This is a genomic window from Pseudomonas sp. 8(2025) (assembly GCF_052665325.1).
Map to the genome: position 1 here is coordinate 279135 of NZ_JBQOIE010000006.1, position 17850 is coordinate 296984.

The following is a 17850-nucleotide window of genomic DNA, read 5'->3' on the forward strand; positions in this document are numbered from 1 at the left end:
TTTCAGAAGGCCAGCTTGTAACCGATGGAAAACAGCATGACCGCCAGGCACGGGCGCAGGATCTCGTCGGAAATGCGCCCGGTCATGTGGCTGCCGATCCAGATCCCGGGCAACGAGCCCATCAGCAGGAAACCCAGCAGGTGCCAGTCCATGTTGCCCATGCTGGCGTGGCCCAGTCCTGCCACCAGGGTCAGGGGCACGGCGTGGGCGATTTCAGTGCCCACCAGGCGCTTGGTGGCCAGGAACGGATAGAGGATGAACAGCGCCACGGTGCCCAAAGCACCGGCGCCGATGGAGGTCAAGGCGACCATGGTGCCCAGGATCACCCCGGTGACCACGGTCAGGCCATTGAGCCCGCCGGGGCTGGGCTGGTAGTCGCTGCCATGGCGCTGGGCGAAGGCCATGAGTTTCTTCTTGAAGACAATGGCCAGGGCCGTGAGCAGCAGGACAAACCCCAGACCCTGCTTGATCACCGCGTTCAGGGCCTGGGGGTCGGTGTCGAGATTCTTCAGGAACCACAGGGTCAGCGCCACCGCCGGCACGCTGCCCAGGGTCAGCCAGCCGGTGATGCGCCAGTCGATGTTGCGGTTCTTCTGGTGCACCAGCACCCCACCGGATTTGGTGATGGCCGCGTACAGCAGGTCGGTGCCCACGGCCGTGGCCGGGTTGATGCCGAACCAGAGCAGGATCGGGGTCATCAGCGAACCGCCCCCCACACCCGTCATGCCTACGATGAAACCCACTACCAGGCCCGCGACTACAAAACCGAAGTTACCCACATCCATCAATAAAGCCCTACAAATCACGCGGCCAGGTCAAAAACTGGCGGCAGCATAGCGGCTAAAGCTTATGTCCATTTATATGAATAAAATCTAACGTTATAACCAGGACCATTTTTTTCATGCACAAGGCGCATGGCAGCCCCTGCGCAATTGCAGCCGCCACATGCCACGGCGCCCCTGGCACTCGGCTAAAAAAAACACTTGCCGACAGACGCCGAACGCTCTGCGCTGCACATCTGGGCCGCGGCATCCGGTATTCTGCCTGACGCTTGCCGGGGCACCCGGCCTGGCACTCCCCCTGGCTCGTGCCCCACACCCGATTCCAAGGAAGGCCCATGACCTCTGCCGACACCTCGTACCAGATCGAGCACCAACGCATCCGCTTCAGGCGCCAGAGCCTGCAACAGGAAGCCCCCGAAACCGGCGCACCCGGCCGGGGCAACTGGGGGCTGGCACTGTCCGGTGGCGGCATTCGCAGTGCAACCTTCGGCCTTGGGGTGCTGCAGGCCATGGCCCGGGCTCCGGCCCCCGTCGTGGCGCAACCACAGCCTGCGGGCGCACGCGAACACAGCCTGCTGTCGCGCATCGACTACCTGTCCACGGTCAGCGGCGGTGGCTATATCGGCAGTTTCTTCAGCAGCCTGTTCCTCCCCGGGCGCCTGCAGCCGCAGGCTCCCCAGGACCCGGTGGCCCATGCCGCCCACAACGCCTACCAGGCCCTGCGCTTCGAGCCGCCGGGGCGCATCAGCACCGGCGTCGACTACGCCACCCGGCCACCGGGCCAGGGCCCCGCGGCCTGGCTGCGGGAAAACGGCCGCTACCTGACCCCCACCGGCTCCGGTGACATGCTCTACGCCCTGGCCATGACCTGGCGCAACTGGCTGTCGCTGCAGGCCATGATCGGCCTGCCCATCGTGCTGCTGCTCAGCCTGCTGAGCCTGTTCCAGGTCCTGAGCCAGGCCAGCCTGCTGCTCTGGCCGCTGATGGCCAGTGCGCTGTTCGCCCTGCCCTGCGCCGTGGCGTACTGGCTGGTCATTCCCCAGGGCGACCTGGACCGGCCGCCGAGCATGGGCAACGCGGCGTACCGGATCATGCTCGGCATAGTCATCGGCCTGTGGCTCAGCGGCGCCTTGGCCTACTGGCTGGCCCAGTGGCAGGCCGTGGGCGCCCTGACCCTGGGCTGTGCCCTGGTGGGCAGCTGCGCCTTGCTGATCACCCGGCAACTGGTGCGGCGCCTGGCCGACAACCGCGACCCGGCCAAGGACAACGCCTGCGCCAACAGCGTGCGCAACTATCGGGTGCAGATCACCCGCGCCCTGGGCCGGGCGATGGCCGCGGTGGCGGTGCTGGGTTTTCTCGCCCTGCTGGTGACTGCGGCCCAGGCGCTGTACAGCTACCTGCACGACCTGAGGGCCCTGGGCAGCCTGCTGTTGCTGGTGGGCCTGGTGTGGCTGGTGCGGCGCCTGGCCCTGCTCAAGGATGAAAAACGCCTGCCGGGCTGGATGCACAAGCTGCCGCTGGACGTGCTCGCGCTGATTGCCGGCGGCCTGCTGCTGAGCCTGCTGTGCCTGTGCTGGGGCTTGCTGGTGCAGTGGATCGCCCACGACGGCGGGGTGGTGTCCGGCGACCACGCGGTGGCCTGGCGGCTGGCGGCGCTGAGCCTGCTGGCGGCCGTGCTGACCCACATCAGCGGGCGCTTCATCGGTTTCCTTAATACCTCATCGCTGCAGGCCTTCTACTCGGCGCGGCTGATCCGCGCCTACCTGGGCGCTTCCAATGGCCGGCGCTTCAACGGCCCGGCCGCACAGCGCCGCACCTACATGAGCGTGGCCGAGCCCATGTCCAGCGACGACCTGTCGCTGCAGCAGTACTACGCCAGCCCCAGTGCCGGCCCGGTGCACTTGATCAACGTCACCATGAACCTGACCGTCGACCCGGCCGAACAACTGGTGCAGCGCGACCGCAAGGGCAAGCCGCTGTGCATCGCGCCGAACTGGGCACCCGACAGCCCGGCCCCCAGCGCCGAATGCCCGGCAGAACGCTACATTCTCGATGGCACGGCCTATCGTCGCGACCTCGACCATGGCCCGGCCTCGGAGATCATGAGCCCGCTGACCCTGGGCCAGTGGATCGGCGTCTCCGGCGCCGCCTTCAGCACCGGCCTGGGTCGCGCCACCAGCCTCGGCATGTCGCTGGTGCTGGGGCTGGCCAACGTGCGCCTGGGCATCTGGTGGCCCAGCCACTTCCTCGACCCCGGTCAACAGCACTGGGTGCCCCGGGACCTCAAGCCCTGGACCCGCTACGGCACCCAGGCCTACCTGTTCTATGAACTGACCGCGCGCTTTCACGGCTACCGCCGCGACTACCAGTACCTGTCAGACGGCGGGCACTTCGAAAACACCGGTACCTACGAACTGCTGCGCAAGGAGCGCAAGGTGGAATTGATCGTCACCTGCGACGCCGGCTGCGACCCCGACTACCAGTTCGACGACCTGGCCAACCTGGTGCGCCTGGCGCGCATCGACCAGGCGCTGGAGATCCGCGAAGACCAGGGGGTTCTGAGCCATCCGCAGCTCAAGACGGTGTTTGCCAGCCTTGAGGAATTCCGCCAGCCACCGAGCGCCGAGAACCAGAAATGCGCCCTGCTGCTCAACGTCCATGCCCACTCCCCGGGCAGTGACGATGACCTGTGCCAGACGCCCCACTGCCGGATCCTGGTGCTCAAGCCTCGGCTGATCGCCGGGCTGACGCCGGACGTGCTGAACTACGCCCGGACCAATCCGGGCTTTCCCAACCAGAGCACCGTGGATCAGTTTTTCGACGAGGCGCAGTTCGAGAGTTACCGGCAACTGGGCCTGAGCATTGGCCAGGCAGTCTTCGGCACCCAGTGCCAGCCCAGCGAGATTGCCCAGGCGTTGTGGCGGTATCTGCAATAGCCCCGGCAGCACCGGGGCCTGCCGGTCAAGGGGTCTTGTGCCGCTTCACCGCTTCCAGCCATTGCGCTTCAAGGCGTTCCTGGTGCGGGTCGATGCCATGCTCGGCCAGCAGCGCCAGATGCCGCTCCACCTCACCGTGCATCTGCCCGTGGGCGCTGGAGTTGGCGTCCAGCTGGTGCATCTGGATCAGCCCCAGGTGATAGAAGCGCAGCAGCTTGAGGGCCGCAGGATCACCCGCCGCAACCCCGGCGGTGACCTGGTGCATGACGTTGGTCACCCGCATCAGGCTGCGCTTGAGGCGCCAGCCATAGACCGCCGCCGCCATCCACGGCTTGCTCCAGAACACACTGCGCAACAACGCCGCGCTGATCAGCAGGCCGGTGAATACACCTGCCGCGTTCCACAGCAGGTTGTCCCCGCCGGGCTGGCCGAACAGCGCCACCGCCGCGCTGGAAAACAGCATGGCCAGGGCAATGAACACCAGCGCGATGATCAAGGTGCTGCGCCGGGTTTGCCGACGGTAAGTCTCAGGGTCCTGCGGGGTGATGACGAACATGGGCGCGACGGGCTCCAATGGCTGAACGTGAGTGGCTGGCGCGCATTATCACCGCTGGACCGGCCGCCGGTGGGTTAAACGGGAAAAATATCCCATTAGGCTGATCCAGGTCGGTGTATTCCCCTGCCCCCGCGTCAACGCCGCTGCAACGACCGCCCCAGGCGCCGCCAGCCCAGCACCACCCCGCTGGCGCTGACCAGCAAACCTCCGGCGCTGAAGGCGATCATCCACAGATCCCACAACGGCCGGTTGGCCAGCAGCGGCAGCCAGTCCCAACTGTGCAGCAGGGCGAACAGCCAGCGCGAGGCGCGGCGCGGCTGGTCCAGTTGGCCGACGATGGCGCCGGTGTGCAGGTCCAGGTGCAGCCAGGTCTGCGCCGGGTCGTCGAAACGCACCCGCAGCACCGGCAGGCGCTGCTGCAGGTGGCCCATCATGCTTTGCGGTTCCCGGGCGTAGTAATAGAAGTCGTAGGCGGCAAGTTGCTCGACGAGCATCGGTTGCCCTGGCCGGATGGCCCAGGCCGCCTGCTGCAAGGTGCCGGGGTGGAACCGGCGCTGGACCCGATCCCCGGCCATGTCGAAGATCCGCGTACGCCCGGCGCCGTCATAGCCAATCACATACCCCTTGCCGGCGATCATCCGCCACTCCAGTTCCCGGGCCTGCAGGCCGTCATCGGCAAAGCGTTGCAGGACCTGCCCGGCATTCAGCGGGAAGGCCAGGGCGCCCAGTGGACCACCCTGGTACGCCGCCACCGACAAGGGCTGGGCGCTGCTGAAGAGCTTCCACGGGTTCATCGACATCAGGCCACTGAAGATCCAGGTGATCAGCAGCACGCCGAACAGCATGCCCCCCAGGTGATGCCAGCGGGCAAAACCCTGGTACGGCGAGTGCGAGCCGTTGCGGTAGGTGCGCTTGAAGCGCCAGCGCAGCACGCCCACCGCCAGGCCGAGCACCGCCATCAGGGTGGCGGCCAGGGACAGGTAGGTGACGATCGGCCCCCAGGCGCCATCGATGCCGATGCCCCGCAACGGGTACAGCCAGTGCAGCCAGGCGCCGATCCAGTTCCAGCCGCGTTCGCTGGCGGTAGCGTCACGCACCACCTCGCCGGTGGTGCCGGAGATATACAGCAGGCGCAGTTCGGCATCGGCAATGGCCACCCGGTGCAGCGGCCGGTCGGCATCCAGGGCCCGGGACAGGCTCCACATGTCTTCCTGCACTACGCCACGATCACGCGCCACCGCTTCGGGGGCGAACTGGCGGGCCGCGGCCAGGGCTTCGACCCTATCGGGGGGCGCCGCCGGCAGGCCGCTGTGGGAGTCGACCGCCACCTTGCGCGACCCGGGGTATTCCAGGATGTAGCGCGGCTGCCCCGCCACCGTGGTCAGGCGGATGCGGGTGGGCGGCTGGTGCGGATCGGCGGCGTGCAGCACCTGCCCCAGGTCGGCTGGGGCAGGCTCCAGTTGCAGCACCGGCAGGTGGGCCAGGTGCTCGGCCGGGGTCAGCTTGGGGTAGCCGACATACAGCATCACCACCCCGGAGATAAACCACAGGGCCATGAACAGGCAGGCAACGATGCCCAGCCAACGGTGCCAGAGGTACAGGTAACGCTTCATCACGGGCAACTCGCAGATGCGCGGGGCGCCACAGGGCGCCCCGCTGGCTCAGGTTAAAAGCGCGTTTGCAGCGCCAGTTCGAAGGTCCGCGGCGCCCCCAGGTACAGCTGGCTCGGCGCGGTGGTGCGGGCGTAGACCTGATCGGTGAGGTTGCGCACCCGCCCGGTGATCCGCGTATCGGCGTTCACCTGATAGCCGACAAAGGCACCGAAGATCGTGTAGGCCGGCGCGTAGCGGCTGTTGGCCGCATTGGCGTACATCGAAGACACGTAGCGGGCGTCGCTGCCCACCTGCCAGGACGGCGCCAGGTCATAGGTCAGCCACAGGTTGCCGACCTTGTCCGGGGTATTGGTGGGCCTGTTGCCCTTGCGCGATACCGGGCGCCCGCCGACGTTTTCATAGAACTCGTCGTATTGGGCATCGACGTAGGCGAAGTTGCCTTCGGCCAGCAGCCTGGGCGTCACCCGCAGCGATGCCGCCAGTTCCACGCCCCGGGAAGACTGCTGCCCCACCGGTTGGCTGCTGCCGGGGTTGCTCGGGTCGGCGGTGGACAGGTTCTTGCGCTCGATGCGGTAGGCGGCCAGGGTCGCCGAGCCGCGGCCGTCGAGGAAATCGAACTTGCTGCCGACCTCCCACTGGTTGCCGGTGCTCAGGTCGAAGTCGCGCACCTGGCCATAGCTGGCGGTGGTCAGGATGCCCGCCGGCGGGTCGGCGGCGGTGCTGTATTGCACGTACACGTTGGCCGCCGGGGTCAGCTCGTAGACCAGCCCCAGGCGCCCGGTGGTCGGGCGGTATTTACGCTGGAAAAACGCCGGGTTGGCCTCGGTGACGGCGCGGTAGTTGGTCACCTGCAGGTCGATCTGGTCGTGGCGCAGGCCGCTGAGCAGGGACAGGCGCTCGCTCAGTTGCAGGCGGTTTTCCAGGAACAGGGCCCAGGTGTCCACCTGGTTGCGGCGGTTCTTGTCGAAGCCGCGCTGCATGCCGGGCAAGTCCCAGAAGCTTCCCGGGTCGAAATCGCCCGGATCAACGCCGGGCAGTGAGCCCGACACCGAGCGCGGGAAGTTGCTCATCACGTTGTGGCTGTAGTCGATGCCCGCCGACCATTGGCTGTCCAGGCCGAACAGCGTGTTGTGATGCAGCAGCTCGAAGCGGTTGCCATTGAGTTCCTGGGCGTGGCGCTGGAGCAGGATGCCGGAACGCACCACCTGGCTGTTGTCGCTGTTGTAGGCGTAGGTCTCCAGGTTGCGGTATTCGCGGTCGGCGTTGTAGTGGTACAGGGTGTTGCGCAGCGAAGTACGGTCATCGACCTGATAGTCGATGATCGAGCGCAACCACTGCACCCGCTGTTCGTAACGGCCATCACGGACGTTGTAGTTCTCGAAGCGCCGGCTCTTGTCCACCTCCATCTTGCCCCCCAACGGGTTCAGCGCCGGGGTGCCCCAGTAGGGGCTGTCGACGCGCTCGTCCTGGTACTCGTAGGCCAGGGTGTGGGACAGCTGGTCGTTGAAGTCCGTCAGCAGGGAGAAGGCCGTGGTCCAGGCGTCGCGCTGTTCACGGTCGACATAACCGTTGCTGGTGGTGTGGCTGAGGTCCAGGCGCGCGTAATGCCGCGGGCCGGCCCCCTCGTTCAGCGCGTGGTTGAAGCCGAAGGAGGTTTCAGTGCTGTCGTAGGAGCCGTAGCTGACCCGCCCTTCATTGAACGATTCGGTGCGCGACGGCAGCTTGGTGATGTAGTTGATCGAACCGCCCACCGCGCCGGCGCCGTAGAGAAAGCTCGACGGCCCGCCGACGGCCTCGACCCGGTCGTAGATCCAGCTGTCCACCGGGCGCGCGGCGATGGAGTCGTACTGCACGCTGATGCCATTGAACAATTGGGTGATCTGCGCCCCTGAGAAGCCGCGATAGGACACGAAGCCCGGCACCCCGGGGGACGAGGCCGCGTTCATCCCCGGCACGCTGGCCAGGATGTCCTGGGTATTGGCGGCGCCGCGCTGCTCGATCTGCTGGCGGTTGACCACACTGACCGAAGCCGGGGTTTCCCGGGGCGTCAGGCCCAGGCGCGAGCCGGTGCTGCCCTGGGTATCGAGTTGCAGGCCGACCTTGCGTTCTTCGTCGGTGCTGATGCGCATCTGCGGCAACTCCAGCGGGGAGTCGGCCAGGGCATTGAACGACAGGGCGCAGCACAGCGCCGCGCAGTGGGGGGAGCGATTGAGGTGTTTCATGGACTCGGACTCGAAAAAAAATCATCGAACAGCGTCCGGCAGCAGTCGCCGGAGCGACCGTGCAGCTAGTGCCGGAGGACGAGAAAGCGCGACCGCCGATGACGGTCGCCGGAGCGAGTCAGCCCAGAGGAGGTGCCCGGGGATTGAGCGCAGGCCAGCAAGAGCGCGGCGGTGCCTTGCTGCGCTGCTCGCCCCCCAGCCGTGGCGGGCGTTGGCGGCGCAGCATCCAGCCCAGGCAAAACAGCAGCGCAATGCCCAGGCTCACGGCCGAGCACAATGGGCACATGAACGTGCTCAACCCACCGGCGGCGGCCTGATCGCTGAAGTCGCCGTCCAGGGCCGGGCCCGGGTTGCCCATGGCGGAACAGAATTGCCCGCCGACGCCATTGAGCTCCAGCCCGGCCATCTGCCCGTGGCCCAGGCCACAGACGAACACGTTGAACAGCACGCAGAAATACAGCGTCCAGGCAATGTGGGGGCGATGGGGGGAGGCATGGGTCATGGCGGCAAGATTAACAGTGAAAAAAGCGGCGGAAAATCACCCATGCAAGGCAAGCGAGACTCATGGGCCTGCCAGCGGTGAGGTTGTGGCGAGCTTTATAGCCGACTCTCGAAGAGTGCAGTGTCGGACCAGAACTAAAAAGAAAGCGCATCGCCTCACCTTCAAAGCAGCTCCCAGCCCATGCGGTCCCTGTAGCCGCTGCCGCAGGCTGCGAAGCAGGCGCCGCTCTTGAGAGCGCTGAAGGTCCTGCGGCCCTTGTCGCAGCCTCGCAAGCTCGGCAGCGGTTACAAGCAGCGTCACCCTTCATCCTTATCGTCAGGCTATGTGCCCCAGCGCACAGACAACCCTCGCCTCTGCCCGGCAACCTCAAGGTTGCAGATTTTTGCCTGACACGCTCGTCGCGACGGTGCCTCGATTTGACCGCACGCCCCGCTCCCGGCCCTCCCTCGCACCCCGTGCCGAGGGACGGCTCTGTTATGCCAAGGAAAACATGGACAGTCATTGGACCCACGCATTCCTGAGGTTCTGGCGGCTGCCCGCCGCCCGATACGGCCAATGGAAGGCCTCGCGCAACAGCGTCGAATACCAGGCGCCGCTGCGCTCGGAGCTGTTCAGCACTGAACAGATGGCCCGCCACGGCACCCTGCTGGCGCAACAGCATCGCCTGAGCCCGAGCCGCACCCCGGACTGGCTGCTGGCCCGCCTGGCGGACAACGCCAGCGCCCTGGCCAGTTGCTGCAAGAGCCTGACCGCCGCCACCCACGCCTCACCCCGGGCCACCCCCGCCGCGGAATGGCTGCTGGACAACTACTACCTGCTGGAAGAACAGATCCGCATCACCCGCACCCACCTGCCCCGGGGCTACAGCCGGCAGTTGCCGCGCCTGGCCAACGGCCAGTCGGCGGGCCTGCCGCGGGTCTATGACATCGCCCTGGAAACCATTTCCCACGGCGACGGCCGGGTCGACACCGACAGCCTGGGGCGCTTCGTCGACAGCTACCAGAGCGTCACCCCGCTGATGCTCGGCGAGCTATGGGCAATCCCCATCATGCTGCGCCTGGCCCTGATCGAGAACCTGCGCCGGGTGGCCTTCCGGGTCATGGCCAACTGGAGCGAACGCAACCTGGCCAACGACTGGGCCGACCGCCTGATGGAAACCGCCGAGCAGGACGCCAAGAGCGTGGTGCTGGCGGTGGCCGACATGGCCCGCTCGGCACCGCCCATGACCGCCGCCTTCGTCGCCGAGCTGGCGCGTCGCCTGCAAGGACAGAACGCGGCCCTGGTGCTGCCCCTGGCCTGGATCGAGCAACTGCTGGGGGAAACCGGGCTGAACATCGAGCGCCTGGTGCAGCTCGACGCCCAGCAGCAGGCCGCCGACCAGGTCTCCATCAGCAACAGCATCTCCAGCTTGCGCCTGCTCTCGGCCAGCAACTGGCGCGAGTTCGTCGAGCTGATGAGCCGGGTCGAACAGGTACTGGAACAGGACCCCGCGGGGGTCTACCGACGCATGGATTTCGCCACCCGCGACCATTACCGCCATGTGCTCGAACGCCTGGCCCGGCACTGCCGCCACAGTGAAGAACAGGTGGCCCGCCAGTGCATCGAGCTGGCCCGCGCCCAGTACCGCGCCGAGGCGCCGGAAGCCGTGGCCGGCCACGTCGGTCACTACCTGATCGGCGCTGGCCGGCGCACCCTGGAACAGCAGATCGGCGCCCGAGTCCCCCTGGCTGAACGTGGCCGCCGCCTGCTGACCCAGGCGCCCCTGGGCTTTTTCCTGGTGCCGGTGATCCTGCTCTCGGCCCTGTTCGCCTGGCCCTTCCTCAGTGCCCTGTATCAGGAAGCGACTTCCGGCCACTACTGGCTGGGGCTGTTGGCGGTGCCGGCGCTGCTGCTCGCCAGCCGGCTGGCCATCGGCCTGATCAACGGCCTGGTGACCCTGACCGTGGCCCCCGGCATCCTGCCGCGCCTGGATTACAGCGAAGGCATTGCTCCCCGAGCCCGGACCCTGGTAGCAGTGCCCTGCCTGATCGGCTGCACGGCGGATGTCGAGGAGCTGGTGGAAGGGCTGGAAGTGCGCTTCCTGGCCAACCGCGACGCCCAGCTGTATTTCGCCCTGCTCAGCGACTTTCTCGACGCCCCCAGCGAAACCCTGGACGCCGATGCCGGCCTGCTGATGCTGGCCCGGCAACGGATCGAGGCGCTGAACCTGAAGTACCCCGAAGAAGCCGTGGAGCGCTTCTACCTGCTGCACCGGCCACGCCTGTGGAACCCGGCGGAACATTGCTGGATGGGCCACGAACGCAAGCGCGGCAAGCTCGAAGACCTCAATGCCCTGCTGCGCGGCCGGGGTCGGGAGCGTTTTTCGCTGATCGTCGGCGATATCCAGGCACTGCCTGAAATCACCTACGTGATCACCCTGGACAGCGACACCCAGTTGCCCCGGGACGTGGCCCAGCAATGCGTGGGGGCCATGGACCACCCCCTGAACCGGCCCCTGGCCGACCCGTTGAGCGGGCGCATCGTCAGCGGCTACGGGATTCTCCAGCCGCGGGTCGGCATCAGCCTGTCGAGCACCGCCCGTTCGGCCTATGCCCGGCTGTTCGCCAGCGACGCCGGGATCGACCCCTATACCCGCGCCGTATCGGACGTCTATCAGGACCTGTTCCAGGAAGGCTCCTTCGTCGGCAAGGGCATCTATGCCGTAGACACCTTCGAGCAGACCCTGGGCGGGCGCTTCGCCGACAACCGGATCCTCAGCCATGACCTGATCGAGGGCTGCTACGCCCGCTCCGGGCTGCTCAGCGATGTGCAGCTGTTCGAGGAATACCCGGCCCGCTACAGCGCCGACGTCAAGCGCCGCCAGCGCTGGATCCGCGGTGACTGGCAACTGCTGCCGTGGCTCCTGCCCTGGTCGCCCAAGGCCGGTGGAGGCCTGGAAAGCAATCGCCTGAGCCCCCTGGCGCGCTGGAAGATCCTCGACAACCTGCGCCGCAGCCTGGAGCCCATGGCCCTGCTGGGCATGCTGCTGTGGGGCTGGCTGGGGGCCACCCACCCCGTGGCCTGGACCCTGGCGGTGCTGATTCTGCTGCTGGTGCTGCCGCTGTCGGCGGCCTTTCGCGAGCTGCTGGAAAAGACCCCGGATGTGCCCCTGCAACAACACTTGGTGGCCGCCTTGGGCACAGCCGGCCAGCACCTGTGCCGGGCGCTGCTGCCCCTGGCCTGGCTGCCCCATGAGGTGGCCTACAGCCTGGGTGCCCTGGGACGCGCGCTATGGCGCATGAGCATCAGCAAGGAGTATCGCCTGCAATGGCAACCGTCCCGGGAAGCCGAACGCGGCCCCGATGACAGCCTGCTGGAGCTCTACCGGCGGATGTGGGTCGGCCCGGCCCTGGCGTTGCTCCTGGCCGGGCTGTCGTGGCCGCGCCCACAGTTGCTGGTGGCCGTGCCCCTGCTGCTGGCCTGGCTGGCCGGCCCGGCCCTGGCCTGGTGGCTGAGCCGCCCCGCCAGCCAGGTGGCCTTCGTGCCCAACACGGGCCAGCGGCGTTTCCTGCAGAGCCTGGCCCGCCGCACCTGGGCCTTTTTCGACCAGTACGTCGGCCCCCAGGACAACTGGCTGGCCCCGGACAACCTGCAGGAGCAACCCCAGCAGCGGGTAGCCCATCGCACGTCCCCCACCAACCTGGGCCTGGCCCTGCTGGCGCACCTGGCGGCCCATGACTTCGGCTACCTGAGCAGCAGCCGGCTGCTGCAGCGCCTGGAACGGATGCTCGCCAGCATGGGCCGGCTGGAGCGCTATCGCGGGCACTTCTACAACTGGTACGACACCCAGAGCCTGGAGCCTTTGCCACCGCGCTATGTGTCCACGGTGGACAGCGGCAACCTGGCCGGGATGCTGCTGACCCTGCGCCCGGGCTTGCAGGGCCTGAGGGACAGCCCGCCGTCCCCGGTGCAGATCGCCAACGGCCTGCTGGACTGCCTCGACGTGCTCCAGGACGCCCTCACCGCAGCGGGTCAGGACACCGCGGCTGTGCTGCGCTGGCGCCTGGAAACCCGCGCCGTGCATGAACACCTGAGCCTGCATGCCGGGGTCAGCGCCGAGGGCCTGCTGGGCCTGTTGCAACGCATTGGCGAGAGCGCCGTCGACTCCCACGGCGAGGCATCCGATGACAGCGCCTTCTGGCACCAGGCGCTGACCGCGCAATGTCGCGACCTGCATGACGAATTGCTCTGGCGCACCCCACCGCCCATGGCCGACGGTCGCCGCTTCGGCCTCCTCAGTTGGCGCCAGCTGGCCGAGCTGGACACCGACTATTGGCTGCCCCGGCACCATGGGCGGATCGCCGCGCTACGGGAACTGGCGCTGGAACGCTGCACCGCGGTGAACCAGTTGCTGGAGCAGGTGACCGGCATGGCGCAGATGGATTTCGGCTTCCTCTACGACACCCGGCGCCATCTGCTGGTGATCGGCTACAACGCCGACGAGCACCGCCTGGATACCGGCTACTACGACCTCTTGGCCTCGGAAGTGCGCCTGACCCATTTTGTCGCCATCGCCCAGGGGCAGTTGCCCCAGGAAAGCTGGTTCGCCCTCGGCCGCCTGCTCACCAGCAGCGCCGGTACCCCGGTGCTGCTGTCCTGGACCGGTTCGATGTTCGAATACCTGATGCCGATGCTGGTGATGCCCAGTTACCAGGGCACCCTGCTGGACCAGACCTGCCACGCCGCCGTGGCCCTGCAGATCGAGCACGGCCAGCAACTGGGCCTGCCCTGGGGCGTGTCCGAGTCGGGCTACAACACCCTCGACAGCCAGTTCAACTACCAGTACCGGGCGTTCGGCGTGCCGGGGCTGGGGCTCAAGCGTGGCCTCGGCGCGGAACGGGTGGTGGCGCCCTACGCCAGCGTCCTGGCGCTGATGGTGGCGCCCCAGGCAGCCTGCCAGAACCTGCAGCGACTGGCCCAGCTGGGCCTGCAGGGCCGCTTCGGCCTCTATGAAGCCGTGGACTACACCGAGTCGCGCCTGCCCCGGGGCCAGAACCATGCCGTGGTGCAATCGTTCATGGCCCACCACCAGGGCATGAGCCTGCTGTCCCTGGCATGGCTGCTGCTGGACCAGCCCATGCAGCGGCGCTTCGAATCCGACCCGCAGTTCCAGGCCATCGCCCTGCTGTTGCAGGAACGAGTGCCGAAAACCGCCGCCCAGTACCTGCATGCCGCCGGTGCTCCGGCGGCCGACGAAGCCGCCCGGGCCCACGAGAACAAACTGCGGGTGTTCGCCGACCCGGACCGCAAGCGCCCGGCGGTGCAACTGCTTTCCAACGGCCACTACCACGTCATGCTCAGCAGCGCCGGCGGCGGCTACAGCCGCTGCAACGAGCTGGCGGTGACCCGCTGGCACGAAGACCCGACCCGCGATCACTGGGGCCAGTTCTGCTACCTGCGGGACGTGGCCAGCGGCACGTTCTGGTCCGCCGCCTACCAGCCGACCCGAGGCCGCCCTTCAAGCTTCGAGGCGATCTTCACCGACGCCCGGGCCGAATTCCGCGTGCGTGAACAGGACTTCGACAGCCACACGGAAATCGTCGTGTCCCCCGAAGACCCCATCGAGCTGCGCCGCCTGCACATCTGCAACCGCGCCCGGGTACGCCGCAGCATCGAGCTCACCAGCTACGCCGAAGTGGTGCTGGCCCCGGCTCCAAGCGATGCCGCCCACCCGGCCTTCAGCAACCTGTTCATCGAGACCGAGCTGCTGCCCGATTGGCAGGCCATCGTCTGCAGCCGCCGTCCACGTTCCCAGGAGCAGCCGGTGCCCTGGATGTGCCACCTGCTGGCGGCCCACGGCGTGGACATCGACGCGATTTCCTACGAAACCGACCGCGCGCGCTTTATCGGCCGTGGCCGCGACCTGGCCGCGCCCCAGGCCCTGGACCCACAGACCGAACGGCTCTCGGGCAGCGCCGGGCCGGTGCTCGACCCGATCGTGGCGATCCGCTGCCGGATCACCCTCGACCCCGGCCAGAGCGCCACCATCGACCTGGTGACCGGGGTCGCCGAAAGCCGTGAACACTGCCTGCAACTGATCCACAAATACCGCGACCGACACCTGGCGGACCGGGTCTTCGACCTGGCCTGGACCCACAGCCAGGTGCTGTTGCGCCAGCTCAACGCATCCCTGGCCGAGGCCCGGCTGTTCCAGCAGATGGCGGCCTCGCTGCTCTACGCCAACGCCACCCTGCGCGCCGACAACAGCCTGCTGCAGGCCAACCGGCGCAGCCAGTCCGGGCTCTGGGGCCAGGGCATTTCCGGAGACCTGCCGATCGTCCTGCTGCAAGTGGGCGACCTGGCCAACATTGCCCTGGTGCAGCAGTTGATCAAGGCCCACGCCTACTGGAGGCAAAAAGGCCTGGCGGTGGACCTGGTGATCTGGAACGAGGACCAGGCGGGTTACCGCCAGCAGCTCCAGGACCTGATCATGGGCCTGGTGACCTCCGGCAGCGAAGCCAGCCTGATCGACCGCCCGGGGGGCATCTTCGTGCGCCCGGCCCAGCAACTGTCCGGCGAGGACCGCACGCTGATGCTGGCGGTGGCGCGCCTGGTGGTCAGCGACAGCCGCGGCAGCCTCGCCGAACAAGTCCACCGGCGCCGCGCCGACCCTTCGCTGCCGCGCCTGGAAGCGCCCCTGGTACGCCTGCCACCACCCGCCAGCCGAGCCAGCACCGCTGCAGCGCCAGAGCTGATCCTGGAAACCCCCTACGGCGGTTTCAGCAGCGACGGCCGTGAATACCTGATCACCCTCAACCCCGGGCAGCCGACGCCCGCGCCCTGGGCCAACGTGCTCGCCAACCCGCTGTTCGGCACGGTGATTTCGGAAACCGGCGGCGCCTACAGCTGGCGTGAGAACGCCCACGAATACCGCCTCAGCCCGTGGCACGACGACCCGGTCAGTGACCCCAGCGGCGAGGCCCTGTACCTGCGCGACGAAGACAGCGGGCGGGTCTGGTCGCCCACTCCCCAGCCCTGCCCCGGAAGCGGCAGCTACCGCACCCGCCACGGCTTCGGCTACAGCGTCTTCGAGCATGAAGAGGACGGCATCCACAGCGAGCTCACGGTTTATGTGGCGCTGCAGGCGCCGATCAAGTTCTCGCGGCTGAAGATCCGCAACCTCAGCGGTCGGCCACGGCGCTTGTCGGCCACCTGCTATGTGGAATGGGTGCTGGGAGAGTCCCGCAGCCGCTCGGCCATGCACGTGGTCAGCGAAAGCGACCCGGTGAGCGGCGCACTGCTCGCCCGCAACCCCTACAACATGGAGTTTTCCGGGCACGTGGCGTTTCTCGATACGGACGCCGAGGTCAGCAGCTTCACCGGCGATCGCAGTGAGTTCATCGGCCGCAACGGCAGCCTCGCGGCGCCGGCAGCGTTGACTCGGGGGCGCCTGTCCGGGCGCTCCGGTGCCGGTTTCGACCCCTGCGCGGCGATGCAGGTGAGCCTGGAACTGGAGGACGGCCAGAGCCGGGAGGTGCTGTTTCGCCTGGGGGCCGAAGTGGATGCCAAGGCCGCCACCCGCCGGGTCCTGCAGTACCGCGGCAGCCAGATGGCGCAGGCCGAGCTTGCGGCCGTGCACCAGCATTGGCAGCGCAGCCTCGGCGCGGTACAGGTGCGCACACCGGACCCGGCCATCGACGTCATGGCCAACGGCTGGCTGATGTACCAGACCATTGCCTGCCGCTTCTGGGCCCGCAGCGGTTTCTACCAGTCCGGCGGAGCCATCGGCTTTCGCGACCAGTTGCAGGACAGCATGGCGATGATCCACGCCGAGCCGGCCCTGGCCCGCGAGCACCTGTTGCTGTGCGCCGCCCACCAGTATCCCGAGGGCGACGTCCAGCACTGGTGGCACCCGCCACAGAATCGCGGGGTGCGCACCGGCTGCTCCGATGACTTCCTGTGGCTGCCCCTGGCCACCAGCCGCTATGTACAGATCACCGGCGACCACAGCGTGCTGGAGGTCGAAGTGGGTTACCTGGAAGGCCGCCTGCTCAATTCCGGGGAAGAGTCCTACTACGACCTGCCCCAGGCCAGCGGGCTGCGGGAAAGCCTCTACCTGCACTGCCGGCGCGCCATCGAGCACGGCCAGCGGCGCGGGGTCCACGGCTTGCCGCTAATGGGCACCGGGGACTGGAACGACGGCATGAACCGAGTCGGTGAACACGGCCTGGGGGAAAGCGTGTGGCTGGGCTTCTTCGGCCATGAAGTGCTGCAACGCTTTGCCGTCACCGCCGAGCAGCACCAGGACCCGGACTTCGCCCGAGAGTGCCGCGCCCAGGCCCTGGCCTTGCGCGCCGCCCTCGACAGCCAGGCCTGGGACGGCCAGTGGTATCGCCGCGCCTGGTTCGACGATGGCCAGATCCTGGGCAGCGCCAGCAACCAGGAGTGCCGCATCGACTCCATCGCCCAGAGCTGGTCGGTGCTGTCCGGCGCCGCCAGCGATGCCCGCCAGCACCAGGCCATGGCCTCCCTGGACCAGCACCTGGTGCGTCGCGACAGCGGCGTGGTGCTGCTGCTCGACCCACCTTTCGCCCACAGCTCCCTGGACCCGGGCTACATCAAGGGCTACGTGCCCGGGGTGCGGGAAAATGGCGGCCAGTACACTCATGCCGCGGTCTGGGCGAGCATGGCCTTCGCCCGCCTGGGGGACAGTGCCCGGGCCTGGGAGCTGCTGCACATGATCAACCCGGTAAGCCGGCGCAGTGCCGAACAGGTCGCCACCTACCGGGTCGAGCCCTACGTGATGGCCGCCGACGTCTATGGCGTGGCGCCCCACACCGGGCGCGGCGGCTGGAGCTGGTACACCGGTTCGGCGGGCTGGACTTACCGGCTGATCGTCGAGTCGCTGCTGGGCCTGCGCCGCGAAGGCCAGAGCCTGTACATCGAACCGGTGATCCCGGCGCATTGGCCGGGCTACAGCCTGGACTATCGGTTCGGCGAGACGCTCTACCGTATTGAAGTGCGGCAGAACCCCGGCGCCACCCTCAGCCTGAGCCTGGACGGCCGGCCACTGGTGGGGCTGGCCATACCGCTGCTGGATGACGGCAGTACGCGCCGGGTGCTGCTCACCTGGCCCGCGGCCCTGCCCGCCCAGGCCGGGCATACCCCGACAGCGACCCATACGGAGCCGGCACCATGACAGACACCCGGCCACACCCTGGACTACCCTGAGTGAGCGCTGACGCCTTGCCATCCGGTGG

General features: G+C 67.7%; 7 protein-coding genes. 2 read left to right on the forward strand and 5 right to left on the reverse strand.

Translation table 11 applies throughout. From position 1 onward, the window contains the following. Nucleotides 1–2: 2 nt before the first annotated feature. A complete protein-coding gene (locus tag ACUXVH_RS14640) occupies nt 3–785 on the reverse strand; it encodes a sulfite exporter TauE/SafE family protein (protein WP_011062341.1) in 783 nt (260 codons plus the stop codon). A 332-nt stretch (nt 786–1117) separates the two neighbouring features. Between ACUXVH_RS14640 and ACUXVH_RS14645 the strand changes: the two genes are divergently transcribed. Beyond that, a complete protein-coding gene (locus tag ACUXVH_RS14645; protein ID WP_445495215.1) occupies nt 1118–3718 on the forward strand; it encodes a hypothetical protein in 2601 nt (866 codons plus the stop codon). Nucleotides 3719–3743: 25 nt separating this feature from the next. On the opposite strand, the gene ACUXVH_RS14650 is transcribed toward ACUXVH_RS14645, so the two are convergent. The 4 genes from ACUXVH_RS14650 to ACUXVH_RS14665 form a co-directional block, all read right to left on the reverse strand. Then, entirely contained in the window at nt 3744–4274 is a 531-nt protein-coding gene (locus ACUXVH_RS14650; RefSeq protein WP_011062343.1) for a DUF3087 domain-containing protein, read from the reverse strand. A gap of 134 nt (nt 4275–4408) precedes the next feature. Next, nucleotides 4409–5887 carry a PepSY domain-containing protein gene (locus ACUXVH_RS14655; protein ID WP_401402958.1) on the reverse strand — a complete coding sequence of 493 codons (1479 nt, stop codon included), beginning with the start codon at nt 5885–5887 and terminating at the stop codon, nt 4409–4411. A 53-nt stretch (nt 5888–5940) separates the two neighbouring features. Beyond that, nucleotides 5941–8109, reverse strand: a complete 2169-nt coding sequence (locus ACUXVH_RS14660) for a TonB-dependent receptor (RefSeq protein WP_053159557.1) — start codon at nt 8107–8109, stop codon at nt 5941–5943. Between the two features lie 118 nt (nt 8110–8227). After that, nucleotides 8228–8611: a DUF2946 family protein gene (locus ACUXVH_RS14665; RefSeq protein ID WP_053152829.1), complete on the reverse strand. Its 384-nt coding sequence runs from the start codon at nt 8609–8611 to the stop codon at nt 8228–8230. A gap of 490 nt (nt 8612–9101) precedes the next feature. Between ACUXVH_RS14665 and ACUXVH_RS14670 the strand changes: the two genes are divergently transcribed. Beyond that, nucleotides 9102–17789 (forward strand): GH36-type glycosyl hydrolase domain-containing protein, encoded by an 8688-nt coding sequence (locus ACUXVH_RS14670; RefSeq protein WP_445495218.1) that lies wholly within the window; start codon nt 9102–9104, stop codon nt 17787–17789. Nucleotides 17790–17850 lie beyond the last annotated feature (61 nt).